The organism is Bosea sp. 124, assembly GCF_003046175.1.
In the GTDB taxonomy this organism is placed as follows: Bacteria; Pseudomonadota; Alphaproteobacteria; order Rhizobiales; family Beijerinckiaceae; genus Allobosea.
In genome coordinates this window covers 3,807,722-3,820,667 of the sequence record NZ_PZZM01000001.1, presented here as the reverse complement: position 1 = coordinate 3,820,667, position 12,946 = coordinate 3,807,722, and the positions used below count along the sequence as shown (strand labels likewise).

General features: G+C 68.8%; 15 protein-coding genes. 4 read left to right on the top strand and 11 right to left on the bottom strand.

The window, feature by feature from the left end:
* Positions 1–53 precede the first annotated feature (53 nt).
* The 5 genes from C8D03_RS18160 to C8D03_RS18140 all read right to left on the bottom strand — a co-directional run bounded on the left by C8D03_RS18160 (position 54) and on the right by C8D03_RS18140 (position 4,661).
* A complete protein-coding gene (locus tag C8D03_RS18160) occupies positions 54–1,448 on the bottom strand; it encodes an aminotransferase class III-fold pyridoxal phosphate-dependent enzyme (protein WP_108048338.1) in 1,395 nt (464 codons plus the stop codon).
* A gap of 48 nt (positions 1,449–1,496) precedes the next feature.
* Positions 1,497–1,913 (bottom strand): helix-turn-helix transcriptional regulator, encoded by a 417-nt coding sequence (locus C8D03_RS18155; protein WP_210203943.1) that lies wholly within the window; start codon positions 1,911–1,913, stop codon positions 1,497–1,499.
* Between the two features lie 193 nt (positions 1,914–2,106).
* Entirely contained in the window at positions 2,107–3,033 is a 927-nt protein-coding gene (locus tag C8D03_RS18150) for a 2-hydroxyacid dehydrogenase (RefSeq protein ID WP_108048334.1), read from the bottom strand.
* 45 nt (positions 3,034–3,078) lie between these two features.
* Positions 3,079–3,939 carry a GNAT family N-acetyltransferase gene (locus C8D03_RS18145; RefSeq protein WP_108048332.1) on the bottom strand — a complete coding sequence of 287 codons (861 nt, stop codon included), beginning with the start codon at positions 3,937–3,939 and terminating at the stop codon, positions 3,079–3,081.
* Complete coding sequence (locus tag C8D03_RS18140) at positions 3,939–4,661, bottom strand: cupin domain-containing protein (protein WP_146170225.1); 723 nt, start codon at positions 4,659–4,661, stop codon at positions 3,939–3,941. The genes C8D03_RS18145 and C8D03_RS18140 overlap by 1 nt, the downstream gene beginning before the upstream one ends.
* Before the next feature lie 257 nt (positions 4,662–4,918).
* Between C8D03_RS18140 and C8D03_RS18135 the strand changes: the two genes are divergently transcribed.
* Positions 4,919–5,626, top strand: coding sequence for a Crp/Fnr family transcriptional regulator (locus C8D03_RS18135; RefSeq protein WP_108048328.1), 708 nt, complete (start codon positions 4,919–4,921; stop codon positions 5,624–5,626).
* A 23-nt stretch (positions 5,627–5,649) separates the two neighbouring features.
* Here C8D03_RS18135 and C8D03_RS18130 read toward each other — a convergent pair whose 3' ends face one another.
* Positions 5,650–5,907 (bottom strand): hydrid cluster protein-associated redox disulfide domain protein, encoded by a 258-nt coding sequence (locus C8D03_RS18130; protein ID WP_248308520.1) that lies wholly within the window; start codon positions 5,905–5,907, stop codon positions 5,650–5,652.
* 93 nt (positions 5,908–6,000) lie between these two features.
* On the opposite strand from C8D03_RS18130, the gene C8D03_RS18125 reads away from it, so the two are divergent.
* Positions 6,001–6,246, top strand: a complete 246-nt coding sequence (locus C8D03_RS18125; protein WP_108048326.1) for a DUF2249 domain-containing protein — start codon at positions 6,001–6,003, stop codon at positions 6,244–6,246.
* A 137-nt stretch (positions 6,247–6,383) separates the two neighbouring features.
* Here C8D03_RS18125 and C8D03_RS18120 read toward each other — a convergent pair whose 3' ends face one another.
* The 5 genes from C8D03_RS18120 to ubiT all read right to left on the bottom strand — a co-directional run bounded on the left by C8D03_RS18120 (position 6,384) and on the right by ubiT (position 10,685).
* Positions 6,384–7,589 carry an NnrS family protein gene (locus tag C8D03_RS18120; protein WP_108048324.1) on the bottom strand — a complete coding sequence of 402 codons (1,206 nt, stop codon included), beginning with the start codon at positions 7,587–7,589 and terminating at the stop codon, positions 6,384–6,386.
* A gap of 156 nt (positions 7,590–7,745) precedes the next feature.
* A complete protein-coding gene (locus C8D03_RS18115; protein WP_146170224.1) occupies positions 7,746–8,117 on the bottom strand; it encodes a hypothetical protein in 372 nt (123 codons plus the stop codon).
* A 25-nt stretch (positions 8,118–8,142) separates the two neighbouring features.
* Positions 8,143–9,039, bottom strand: coding sequence for a ubiquinone anaerobic biosynthesis protein UbiV (ubiV, locus tag C8D03_RS18110; RefSeq protein WP_108051811.1), 897 nt, complete (start codon positions 9,037–9,039; stop codon positions 8,143–8,145).
* A 63-nt stretch (positions 9,040–9,102) separates the two neighbouring features.
* A complete protein-coding gene (gene ubiU / locus C8D03_RS18105; RefSeq protein WP_108048320.1) occupies positions 9,103–10,080 on the bottom strand; it encodes a ubiquinone anaerobic biosynthesis protein UbiU in 978 nt (325 codons plus the stop codon).
* Positions 10,071–10,685 carry a ubiquinone anaerobic biosynthesis accessory factor UbiT gene (ubiT, locus tag C8D03_RS18100; protein WP_108048318.1) on the bottom strand — a complete coding sequence of 205 codons (615 nt, stop codon included), beginning with the start codon at positions 10,683–10,685 and terminating at the stop codon, positions 10,071–10,073. The genes ubiU and ubiT overlap by 10 nt, the downstream gene beginning before the upstream one ends.
* A gap of 109 nt (positions 10,686–10,794) precedes the next feature.
* Between ubiT and C8D03_RS18095 the strand changes: the two genes are divergently transcribed.
* A complete protein-coding gene (locus C8D03_RS18095; RefSeq protein ID WP_108048316.1) occupies positions 10,795–12,315 on the top strand; it encodes a UbiD family decarboxylase in 1,521 nt (506 codons plus the stop codon).
* Positions 12,312–12,905 (top strand): UbiX family flavin prenyltransferase, encoded by a 594-nt coding sequence (locus tag C8D03_RS18090; RefSeq protein ID WP_108048314.1) that lies wholly within the window; start codon positions 12,312–12,314, stop codon positions 12,903–12,905. The genes C8D03_RS18095 and C8D03_RS18090 overlap by 4 nt, the downstream gene beginning before the upstream one ends.
* The last annotated feature ends 41 nt before the right edge of the window (positions 12,906–12,946 follow it).

Sequence of the window (12,946 nt, the reverse complement as noted above, 5' to 3'; positions counted from 1 at the left end):
AGCGGGAACCTAGACGGTTCGCCGCTCCAGGCAAAGCAAGGATCACGCCGCCGTCACGCCGCCTTGGCTGTCGCCAGCGCGGCCTGGACCTGAGGCAGCGCGAGCATCTCGTCGAGCGTCAGGCGCAGCCGCGAGACGATCAGGTCGATCTCGCTCTCGCTGCAGCATAGCGGCGGCGCAAGCCCGATGATGTCGTCGGCAAAAGCGCGGAAGATCACGCCATTAGCATAGCCCCGCGCGAAGAGATGGTCGGCGAGCTTCACGCTGCGCGGGAATTTCTCGCGGCTCGCCTTGTCGGCGACGAGTTCGACACCGGCGAGCAGGCCGCGTGCCCGGACTTCGCCGACAAGCGGGTGGTCGGCTAAAGTCGCAAGCTTCTTTTCGAAATAGGCTCCGACGCGCTGTCCGTTGGCGAGGATACCGCCCTCGTCATAGAGCCTGAGCACCTCCAGCGCGACGGCGGCCGAAACCGGATGTCCGGAATAGGTCTGGCCATGGCCCACCGGCCCGCCATCGGGAGCATTGTCCTTGATGCCGCGATAGACCTTCTCGCCGATCGCGAGCGCGCCCATGGGCGCATAGCCCGAGGTCAGCCCCTTGGCCATCGTCATCATGTCGGGCACCACGCCCTCCCCCTCGCAGGCGAACATCGGCCCGGTGCGGCCGAAACCCGTGATGACCTCGTCAGCCAGGAAAAGGATGTCGAGTTCGGCGGCCGTCTCGCGCATTGCCTTGAGCCAGCCGCGCGGCGGCACGATGACGCCGCCGGAGCCGACGATCGGTTCGCAGAAGAAGGCGGCGACATTGTCGGCACCGAGTTCCTCGACCTTGGCGCGCAGCGACGCGACGCTCGCCGCGATCACCGCCGCATCGTCGGACCCGGTCGGGTTGCGATAGGCGTAAGGGGCCGCGACGTAGTGCTGGACATGGCTCGGAAAGTCGAAATTGGCGTGGAAGGCCGGCAGGGCAGTGACGCCTGCGCCCGTCGAGCTCGACCCGTGATAGCCGCGCTCCAGCGAGATGATCGCCTTCTTCGTCGGCCGTCCGGTAACGTTGTAGTAGAACTGGATCAGGCGCAGCGCGCCGTCGATGGCGTCCGAGCCGCCCAGCGAGAAATAGATGTGGTTGAGGTCACCGGGCGTGATCTCGGCGAGCTTGGCGGCAAGCCGGATCGTCGGCTCGCTGCCGAAGGAGAAATAGCCGGTGGCATAGGGCAGCTCGCGCATCTGCGCCGCCGCCGCCTCGACGATGCTCTCATGGCCATAGCCGACATTGACGCACCAAAGGCCGGCGAAACCGTCGATCAGTTCATGCCCGTCGGCATCGGTGATGAAGGCGCCCTTGGCCGACTTCATGATGGTCACACCGCGGTTCTCGTGGCCGGCCCAGTTGGCGACCGGGTGGACCCAGTGCAAGCGGTCGAGGGCTTCGAGCGAATTGACGGTCATGGGTTAAGGCTCCTGCTGGAGAATGTCGGCTTCGTGAGATGAGGAAGGTCAGGCTACGGACTGGAGACAGGCCGCAGGCTCGGGACGGCGTTTCGGCGCCTGATCGCCTTCGCGCAGATAGCGGCCGGGTGTAACCCCGCAGATATTCTTGAAATGGCGCGAGAAATGGCTCTGGTCGAAGAAGCCGGCCTCCGACGCAGCCAGCGCCATCGGCACGCCGTCACGCAGCAGCCGCTTCGCATAGCCAATGCGGCGATGGCAGATGAAGCGATGCGGCGTCAGCCCGACCTGCCGCCTGAACACCGTCACGAAGCGGCAGACGCTCAAGCCAGCCAGCACCGCGAGATCCTCCAGATAGATCGCGTCGGTGAAGTTTCGCTCGATATGGCAAAGCGCGCGCCGGATGCCGTTGCTCGCACGCTCCCGCAACAGCGCGACGCCGCCTTCCGATATGGGTTCGTGCAACGCTGGCTCATGCATGGTCCGATTCGACCTCCGCTGACGGCGCTTCCGCCTCGCTGCGAAGGTTAGAACGCCGCGTATGGTCGTCGGCACGGGCTTGGCCGCCCGCCACGACATCCCCTGCCCTATTGGCCTGCTCCGGCAGCAGATCATGCTTTGCCCGGCGGCTGGCGCCGCCGGTCCGCATCGACCCGCCTCAATAGCCCCGCTTGCGATCGACGAGGCCGAGCAGCGGCTCGCCGGCGTGATGACGGCGCAGGTTTTCCAGCACCACCTCCACCGCCGTTTCCGGCTGCGTCATGCTGGCGATATGGGGCGTGACCAGCACGCGCGGATGGCTCCAGAGCGGGTGCCCCCTGGTCAGCGGCTCCGGCGTCGTGACGTCGAGCACCGCCGCCGAGATCTGGCCGCTATCGAGAGCAGCCAGCAACGCATCCTGATCGAGATGGCCCCCGCGCCCCGTATTGACCAGCTTCGCCCCCTTCGGCAATTGCGCGAAGAGCTCGGTGCCGAGCATGCCGCGCGTCTCGTCGGTCAGTGGCAGCAGGCAGACCAGGATGTCGGTGCGCGCCAGGAACTCCGGCAGTTCCTCAGTGCCCGCAAAGCAGGTCACGCCCTCGATCTCGCGGCGCGAGCGGCTCCAGCCAGCGACCTGGAAACCGAAATGCGCCAGCATCTTGCAGGAGGCCTCGCCCAGCATGCCGAGACCGAGGATGCCGACGCGCCGCGTCGAGGCCGGACGGACGCGGATCTGCTTCCAGACCTCGGCCCGCTGCTGCGCGACATAGTCGATCAGATCGCGATGCAGGCTGAGCACCGCCATCGAGACGAATTCGACCATGCCGTCAACGATACCGGGCTCGACCATCCGCGCGATGGGCAAGTCGGGCGGCAGCTTCGACAGATCGAGATGATCGACACCTGCCCCGACCGACATCAGCAGTTCGAGATTGGGAAACTGCGTCATCAGGTCGTCCGGCGGCATCCAGGCGGCGAAGTAGCGGATCTCGGAAGGATCGCCGATCTCGGGCCAGATCCGGAACGACAGGTCCGGCGCCTTCTCGGCCAGAATCTTGGCCCATTCGGCGCCGCGCGCCGGATCGGATTTATAAAGCAGTGCCATCGCAATCCCTGTCTTTCAGCCAAGCCTTGTTCGACGAAGCCTTGTTTAACCAAGCGCCTGGCTCGCCGGCGCATGAAGCCGCAACGCGCCCTGCACCGTTGGCCAGTTCCTGCGCACCATGGTGACGACGTCGCTGACCGACTTCAGCCCCTGTGACGTCAGCCAGCCAGCGAGCGGCGCGCCGGCGTCGATATCGACCCGCATGAACTGCCCTCGCCGGCCTTGCAACCAATGCGCCATCAAAATCCGTGCATCGGCGTCGTTCTCTGCCACGACCGGCCCGACGAGCAGTCCGCGCCCGAACCGGCGCAACACGCTGAAGCCGACGGCCCGACCACCCCGCTCGAGCACGGCGCATTCGCCCCGCTCCAGCAGCGAGGCCAGCAGGGCCTGGCGCGGCAGGCCGCTGGCAGCCCGGTCGAGGCGCTCCAGTTCGGCCATGTCGGCGACGCTCGCCAGCCGCAGCGCGGCTCCGGCCGCAAGCAGGGGCGCCGCGACCTCCAGAACCTCGCCATGATGCTGGCAGATCCCGCCGCAGGCCACGAAGCCCAGCTTCTCATAGAGCGGCTGGCCCGCGGCCGTCGCGTTCAGCATCACCGAGCGGTCCTTCACCTGCGCCAGCAGCCCCTGCATCAGGCGACGGCCGAGACCCGCGCCCTGATGATCCGGCGAGACGATGATCATGCCCAGCGTCGCGTGGCTCTCGCCATAGGGCCACCACATCCCCGCCGCGACGACCTCGCCGGCGATCGTCGCAACCAGCCCGTGGCCGAGCCCGATCGCCATCGCGCAATCCTCGGCGCGGTGGGGCCAGCCGACGGCGCGCGCCAGCGCCGCATAGACCGGCGCGTCGCTCGCGGCGACGTCGCGCAGGACGGCTGCTTCCCGGATCAGGCTGTCGGACATCAGCCGAGCGCCTCCTGCACCACATAGAATTTGGCGACAGGAACACGGTTGTCCCAGGCGCAGGGGGCGCCTTGCGGCACCAGCACGGTGTCGCCCCGACCGACGGTGAAGACGGTGCCGTCCGCGCACGTCAGATCCACCGAACCGTCCAGGATATGCATCAGCTCGCTCAGCTTGTGCGGACGCGAGATGCGGGCGTAGGGCGTCGAATCCCAGAGACCGGCCCGCAGAGTCGAGGCCTCGTCGGTGAAGGCGTTGAAGCTGCGGCATTGCGGGGCAAGCCCGATCAGCGTCTCGGCCGGCGGCGGCGCCGACGGCGAGAGAGTGGCATCCGCGCTCAGGAGAGTGACGCCTGATGCAGGCCCCGTCCCGCTTGTCGCGGCGTGGAAGGCCCAGCGCGTGCCCGCAGCCGCCTCGATCCGCAGCCGCGTGCCGCGCGCAACGACGACGCCGCTCTCGGGCAGGACGGAGATCGCGGGCGCGCCCTCGACGGACAGCGTCAGCGCGCCGGCGAGCACGATCATGACCTCGGTGTGGGGAAATGAGTCGATCGCGACCGCGCCGGCGAACTCGACACGTCCGGCCGCCGCCGCGGGACCCGTCCAGGCGATCTCGCGACCGGCGGCGAAGGGATCGGCAGGCCCCAGCCCCTGCCCTGGAGCCGACAGGGACACGGACGCAGCCGAGGCGCGGTGAAGCATCACGATGGCAGAAGATGTCATGGGCGGGGCGATCCGGCGCTCGCGTTTCGGAACGCTAGGCCGCTAAGGCAAACCCGGCCCGCTGGATTGGACTATCTTTCCGGCGGGTGCGACGGCACCGATCGGACCCTGTCCTCGTCGAGGCTCGACCTGGCTGCGCGCCTTGTGGCACCACAGCTCTGGTGGCGCCACCACCGCGGCGTATCCGGACAGGAGAATGCGAGCATGTCGAAGCGGATGTTGCCGTTTCCCAGCGATCCTGCGGCGGGGCGCGCGTGATGGCCGGCCTCGACCGATCGCTTATTGCCGACCTCCCGCTGTTTGCCGGGCTCGAGGCGGAGCAGATGGACGAGCTTCTGCGCGAGGCGCAGTCGGTCCGCTATCCGAAGGGCACAACCGTCTTCAAGCAGGACGAGGACGCGCACTCCTTCTTCGTCCTGCTGCACGGTCATCTGCGCGTTTACAAACTGACGCCGGACGGCCAGCAGGTCGTCGTCCGCTTCGTCTCGCCCGGGGAATTGTTCGGCGTCGCCATGGCCATCGGCCGGACGACTTACCCGGCCACGTCGGTCGCAGTCGTCGATAGCATCGCCCTGGTTTGGCCCTCAGTGGCCTGGCCCCGGCTCATCGCCCGGCATCCGGCCCTTGCGGTCAACACGCTGCAGACGGTCGGCCAGCGGCTGCAGGATGCTCATCTGCGCGTGGTCGAGATGTCGACGGAGCAGGTCGAACGGCGCATCGCCCATGCACTGCTGCGCCTGGCCCAGCAATCGGGCCGCAAGGTCGAGGCCGGTGTCCAGATCGACTTCCCGATCTCCCGGCAGGATGTCGCGGAAATGACGGGGGCGACGCTCCATACCGTCAGCCGGGTGCTCAGCGCCTGGGAAGCCCGCGGCATGGTCGAGGGCGGGCGCCAGAGGATCACGCTGCGCGATCCGCACAGGCTGGTGCTGCTGGCGGAGGGTACGGCGTCGCCGGAAGCCTGAAGCCGCGCCGCCGGCACAGGCCATCAGCATGGCTCTCGCTGCGCCGCCGCCGCGACCGCTCTCAGCGTCGCCAGAACCGCCACAGTGCTGACTCCGTGCTCGCGGCAGGCATCCTCGACCATGTGAAAGCAGGCGATCGGGCAGCCGACACACCAGAGCTTGCCGTTGAGGAAGACCCGGATCGGGATGGCATGCCGCGCGACGACGGGAATCGCGACGATCTGTTTGTGCGCCCGCAAAGACAGGCTGACCGGCCGGCGTAAGACGCGGTGGCTTTCCATGAGGATAGCGATCACCGCAGCCGGACGGCTGCCCGGCCCGACGACCGAACGCCACCACAGGCGCCCGGGCCGGCAACTGGGGAACCGACTCCGATGCTTGACACCGCCACGTCCGAGACCACCATCGACACGCGCCAGATTCCGCCGCTGCAGCGCCATCCTCTGATCTTCAGCACCTTCGAGCAGTTGCAGCCGGGCGAGGGTTTCCTCCTCGTCAACAATCACGAGCCCTGGCCGCTGCTCTACCAGTTCAATATCCGCCACCCCGATGCGTTCGAGTGGGAATATCAGGCGGAAGGTCCCGAGATCTGGCGCGTCCGCATCAGCCGCGCCGCCTGAGGCCAAGCGGTGCCCGGAGCGGGATGCGAAAGGCCGGGACACGGCTTTCGCACCCATCCTGCTCGCACTCTTGAATTAGAGACCGATTCAGATTTCCGCCGGGACCACTTCGTGATTCCAGCTGAAATCATGCGGCTCTAGGCTTGGCTGGGCACAGCCCCCGACCTGGTGCCGGCCCGCTCGCCGGTGAGGACCGGCCAGTAGATGATTGCGAAGCCCAGGAAGGCCAGGGACCAGCTCAGCCCGGCGACATCCAGCAGCATGCCCGCCCCATGGCCGAGCGCCGAGCAGACGCGCGCAACCGTGCCAACCACCGCCAGCCCGTAACAGATCTGCGTCGCGAGCGTGGCGACGAGCGGGCGCCCCGTATGCCCGAGGCTGGCGCGCGACATCACCGCGAGCGTCATGATGCCGAAGGCGCCCGCCGTCCAGGCGTGCAGTCCGGCACCCGGAGCGACCATTCCGAAACTCGCCGCTCCCGTTAGCAGGAAGCCGACAGGCACGAACAGATAGCCGACATGGAGCACCGCCAGCAGCGGATTGCACCAGGTGCGCTCGCCGGCCCAGCGCCCGAGCCTGACGGCATGAAGCAGCCCGCAGACGAGCAGGAGCGTCCCGCTCGCTGCGGCCGACGGCAGGGCGACCCACAGGCACAAGGCGAGCGCGCTCGCCGCCAGAACCGCCTTGTCATAGCCGCCGAAAGGAGCCGGAAGCCGGCCCGGTCCGCGCGGCGCCAGCCAGTTGCGCGTGAAGCTGGGCACGATCCGACCGGCGACGAGCGAGACCAGCAGGAGCACGACGGCAATCGCAAAGCGCCGTGCATGATCGGCGCTCCCGACGAGCGCGGCTTCGAGATGGAAGGCGAGATTGGCCGCAAGCAACAGGCCGATCAGCACGACAACCTTGAGGTTGCGCCAGTTGCGCCCGGCGACGATTTCACGCGTCGCCGCCGCCGCGAGCAGCGTCATGAAGGATGCGTCGATCACCATGGCGAGCTGCCAGCCGATCCAAGCGGAAGCCGCCACGGCCACGCGCCCCGCGAGCCAGGCGACGGCGAGCACGAGCACGGGCGTGCCCTGAACCGGCAGCCGCCCCGTCCAGTTCGGGATCGCCGTCAGCAGGAATCCGCCGATCGCCGCCGCCTGATAGCCGAGCAGCATCTCGTGGACATGCCAGTCGATCGGATGGAAGGCCGTCGGAAGCGAAAGCATCCCGGCGACGAAGGGCAGCCAGATCAGGATCGTGAGTCCGGCCGCCAGGCCCGCGAGCAGGAACAGCGGGCGAAAGCCGTAGGACAGGAACGCCGGGCCCTCATAGGCTCGCAATCTCGGGATGGGCGCCATCGTCGTGGTCCTCGCTTGCGATCGGACGCGCCTCACATCGCAGCGACGGCGTCCTTGCTTCACGAGGAGAAGTCTAGCCGGTCATGCCCGCCGGGAATTTGCGGAAGCGCAACCATCTGCCGATCGCGATGGCCGCCGGTTGGGCTGCGATCCGCGCTACAGTTCGCGCAGCGCCGCCGCCCCCGCCTCGGCACTGCGCCCGATTTCCTCGAAGAGAAGCGCCATCTCGTCGAAGACGGTACGATCGCTCTCGACCTCGGTCACGGTGTCGAGATCGGACAGGAACGACAGCAGCGCCGCGATCCGCTCCTTGTGATCGCGCGCCTCGGCGAGCTGCCGCCGCGCCTCGCGCCGGCGCTCGAGCAGGTCGAAGCGTTCGAGCGCTCCGGCGAGCGTATCGCGGCATGTGCAGTTGACCCCGGCCGGCAGCAGGATCTGGCGCAGCCGGCCGATCAGCTCGCTGGCCTGCGTGCCCGGATTGGCGCGGTCGGCGCCATGGCGCGATCCGCCGCTGCGCTCCGCCTTCATCATGTCCTCCCGCTGGGCCGGCGCATCAGGCTCCGGGCCCCACGAGGACATGGCCGGGAGCCGCATGCAGGAAGCCGTTGGCGAAGGGAATGTCGGGATAGACCATGCCGAGACGCCGCTCCGCCTCCGCTGTGTCCAGCCGCCCGTCGACCGCATCGCGAAACAGCTGCGCGACCGCGACCATGTCGCAATCCTGCGGCGAAAGACGCAGCGAGGCGACGCCCGCCTGGCGCAGCGCCGGAATGTCGCGCAGCAGGCTGGCGCAGCTATGCGACAGCGTCTGGACGCCGTTCACCGACAGGAAGTCGGCGTCGTCGAGCGTCCTTACCGGCATGCCGTCCGTATCCTGCTCACAGACGAAGCGGCAATTGTCCTTGCTGAGCTTGTGGGCCCGGGCGTGATAGCAGCGCGCCGAGATCGCGAGCGGCACCTTGCCGAAGGCGAAGACCTCGATCGCGGTGTCGGGCAGCGCCGCCGCGATTGCGCCGACGGCCGAGAGCGGCAGCTCCGGTGGCAGGCAAATATGCGTCGCCCCCCGCGCCGCCAGGAAACGGGCCGTCGCCTCGTTGTAGACGTTGACGAAGGGGCCGATCGCGTGCGGCCGGTTCGCCAGCGAGGCGAGGCAGGTCAGGTCGTTGACCTCGACCATGACCTCGTCAGACGCCATGAGCTCGCGGGTCTGGCGGCGCTCGCGCACGAGCGAGACCAGGATGAGGGAGGCATGCACCACCCGCTTCCCGGCGGCTTCGAGCCGTTCGACCACGCCGGGCAGATAGTCCTGCTTGAAGGGCGCGCGCTTGGAGCAGACCGCCTCGCCGACGACCACGGTCTCGACCGGCGCTTCGTCGGCGATCCGGTAATGGAAATCGCGCCAGCGCTCGGGCGACCAGTGATAGAGGACGGGTCCGAGGGTGAGTTGCATCGCCTGTTCCTTCATCCGGCCGTGTGCGGCGGCTGCCAAAACCCGGTCGCCGCTGCGTCCCGACTAGCGCCACGTCTTGCGATAGGCGCCGACCGTGCTGGCCTGCCCCTCGCTCATGGCCGTCAGCCCTGCGACCGGGGCGGGCATCCCCGCATCGAGCGCGGCGATGGTGCGTCGGAAGGCGCGCACGACCTGCGCGATATAGGCGCGCCCGCGCTGGCGCCCTTCGATCTTGAGCGCGGTGACGCCAGCAGCGCGCAGCGCCGGCAGCATGGTCGCGGCGTCGAGGCTGACTGGATCCTCGAAGATGTAGCCCGAGCCTTTCGGCGTCGAGAAACGCCCCTTGCACAAAGTCGGATAACCGGCCGGCTCGTCCTTGCCGAAGCGGTTGATGGTGAAGCCGCCGAGTGTCGAGACGATCTCGCCGCGCCGCTCCTTGTAGGCGACATGGCTCGCCGGCGAGCATACGCCCTGCATGTTCGGCGATTTGCCGGTAACATAGGAGGACAGCGAACAGCGGCCCTCCTCCATCACACACAGCCCGCCGAAGACGAAGACCTCCGTTTCGCAGGCCGTCTCGCGCATGATCGCGGCGATCTCGGGGACGCTGAGCACGCGCGGCAGCACGACGCGCTGGGCGCCGAAGCTCTCGACATAGAAGCGGATCGCATCGGGATTCGCGGCGCCGGCCTGGACCGAGACATGGAGGCGCTGCTGCGGATGGCGGCGGGCGGCATAGTCGAGCGTCGCGACATCGGCGAGGATCAGCGCATCGGCCCCGGCCTCGACAGCGTCGTCGATGGCGGACTCCCAGAGCGCCAGCGCACCGGCCCGCGCGAAGGTGTTGATCGCCACCAGCACCTTGACCCCGTGGCGATGGGCGAAGGCGATGCCGGCGCGCATATCCTCGCGCGTGAAATTCAGGCCGGGGAAGTTGCGAGCGTTGGTTTCGTCGCAAAAGCCGCAATAGATCGCGTCGGCACCAGCCTCGACGGCGGCCTCCAGGCTGGCCCGCGTGCCTGCCGGGCAGATCAGTTCCATGGTCTGGCTCCGGTGGGCGGCCTGGCCACGGGCTGCTCGGCAGCGGGTTGCCGATACCGTCGCAGCATCTCGGCCAGCAGGCCGCCGAGCGGGCCGAGCCCGCCAAACAGCAGCGCGCCGAGATCGAGCCGCGCATCGTCGATGGCGTTGCGCAGCGCCAGCACAGCCTCGACATCGCCTTCCACCACGAGCATGCGCGAGAAGAACAGCGCGTCCCCGTCGAGCGAGCCCTCCGCCATGCCGATCAGCGCCGAGAGCGGGCCGCTGATCCGCGCATCGAGCCGCTTCGGCAAGGTCCGGACCGCCTGTACGGAGGGGCGCTGCGGCCGCGGCTCCAGCACGAATCCGAAGGGCAGGTCGGTCGGATCGATGCCGAAGCGCTTGCTCGCATGCTCGCCGAGGCGGCCATGGAGCCCGGGATGGCTCTGGCCGATCCGGCGCAGCATCAGCGCCAGCGCCGGTTGCAGCGGCGCAAGCGGCAGAGGCCGCAAGGCAAGCGCCACCAGGGCCGGCAGGGTCGGCGGAACGGCATCCGTCGGAAGCGTGTCGGCATGAAGCACGTCGAGATGAAGCGTGTCGAGATGCGGCGTGTCGGGCTGGGCCATCGATAATCTCCGGACCTTCGTCTAGCCCGCCGGCCGCGGCGGGTCCTTGCGCGGGAACAAAGACGGGTCCGGTCCGGGTCGGCGATGCTGCCGCGACTGGAGCCCTCCCTTGCTGACACGTGATCTTCCCCGCTTCGCCGACCTGCGCGCCTTCACCACCCATCTCGACAAGGCCGGCCAGTTGCACCGCATCGCCGAACCGGTCAGCGTCGTGCACGAGGTCACCGAGATCCACCGTCGCGTCATCGCCGGAAACGGGCCGGCCCTGCTGTTCGAGCGCCCGGTGCGGCCGGACGGGACGATCTCGCCGATCCCGCTCCTGACCAACCTCTTCGGCACGGTCGAGCGCGTCGCCTGGGGGCTCGGCATCGCACCGGGTCATCTTCCGGCCCTTGGCCAGGCGCTGGCCGAGTTGCGCGAGCCGCGCCCGCCACGCGGCCTGGCCGAGGCAGGGCGGGCGCTGGCGCTGGCGCGCGCGGCCCTGTCGATGCGTCCCCGCGAAAGCACCCGCGCCCCGGTGCAGGAGCGGGTCTTCCGAGGCGACGAGATCGATCTGACCGCCTTGCCCGTGCAGATCTGCTGGCCGGGCGAGCCGGCCCCGCTCATCACCTGGCCGCTGGTGATGACGTCGCCGGCGGAACCCTCGCCCGAGGACGAAGGCAATATCGGCGTCTATCGCATGCAGGTGCTCGGCCGCGACCGTGCGATCATCCGCTGGCTCGCCCATCGCGGCGGCGCAAAGCACCATGCACAATGGCGCCGTCTCGGCCGCAACATGCCCGTCGCCGTCGTGATCGGCGCCGATCCGGCGACGATCCTCTCGGCGGTCCTGCCTCTGCCGGAAACCGTGTCGGAACTGCGGTTCTCGGGCCTGTTGCGCCGGGAGCGGCCGCTGCTGGTGCGCTGCGTCAGCGTCCCGCTCTCCGTTCCCGCCGAGGCCGAGATCGTGATCGAGGGCATGGTCTCGGCTGACGAGACCGCGCCGGAAGGGCCCTTCGGCGACCATACCGGCTACTATAATGCGGTGGAGCCCTTCCCGGTGATGCGGGTGACCGCGGTGACGATGCGCCGCCAGCCACTCTATCTCTCGACCTTCACCGGCCGCGCGCCGGACGAGCCCTCGCGCATCGGCGAGGCCCTCAACGTGCTGCTCCTGCCGTTGCTGCGCCGGCAGTTCCCGGAGGTGGTCGATGTCTGGCTGCCGCCCGAGGCCTGCTCCTACCGCATCGCGGTCGTGTCCATCGCCAAGCGCTATCCGGGCCAGGCGCGCCGCCTGATGCTCGGCCTGTGGTCGATGCTGCCGCAACTCACCTATACGAAGCTCGTCATCGTCGTCGATGCCGATATCGACCCGCGCGACTGGGCGCAGGTGATGTGGGCGGTCGCGACCCGGGCCGACGCCACGCGCGACCTCGTGACCCTGACCGACACGCCGATCGACTATCTCGACTTCGCCTCGCCAAGACCCGGCCTCGGCGGCAAGCTCGGCATCGACGCCACCAACAAGCTGCCGCCTGAAACCGAGCGCGAATGGGGCAGCGTGCTCGCCATGGACCCCACCGTCGGCGCGCGCATCGACGCGCTTTGGCCCGGGCTCGGTCTCGCCGGCGCGCCTGGAACCGCGTCATGAGCCGGCCAACGCGGGTTGTCGTCGGCATCAGCGGCGCTTCGGGCGCCGCGATCGGGCTGCGCGTGCTCGAGCGGCTCGCCGAGGGTGCCTCAACCGAAATCCACCTCGTGGTCTCGCCGGCCGCGCAGCGCACCCTGTCGAGCGAGGTCGGCCCGGACGCCGTCGAGCGGGCGCGCAGCCTCGCGACCCATTGCCACGATCACGGCGACATCGGCGCCACGATCGCCAGCGGCTCGTTCCGCACGGCGGGGATGATCGTGGCGCCCTGCTCGATGCGGACCTTATGCGCCATCGCCTACGGCCAGCTCGACGATCTGCTCGTGCGCGCCGCCGACGTGCAGTTGAAGGAGCGGCGCCGGCTCGTGCTGCTGGCGCGCGAAAGCCCCCTGCATCTCGGCCATCTGCGCGCCATGGCGCAGGTCACGGAAAGCGGCGCCATCGTCGCGCCGCCGGTCCCGGCCTTCTATCTGAACCCGCAGGGCATCGCCGATATCATCGACCAGATCGCTTTGCGCGCCATCGGCCTGCTCGACCTCGACCTGGACGACATCCCGATCAAGGAATGGCAGGGTGGCGACGGCGCCGCATGACGGCAGGCGCGACCGTCCCACAAGGCGGCCTCGACGCGTCG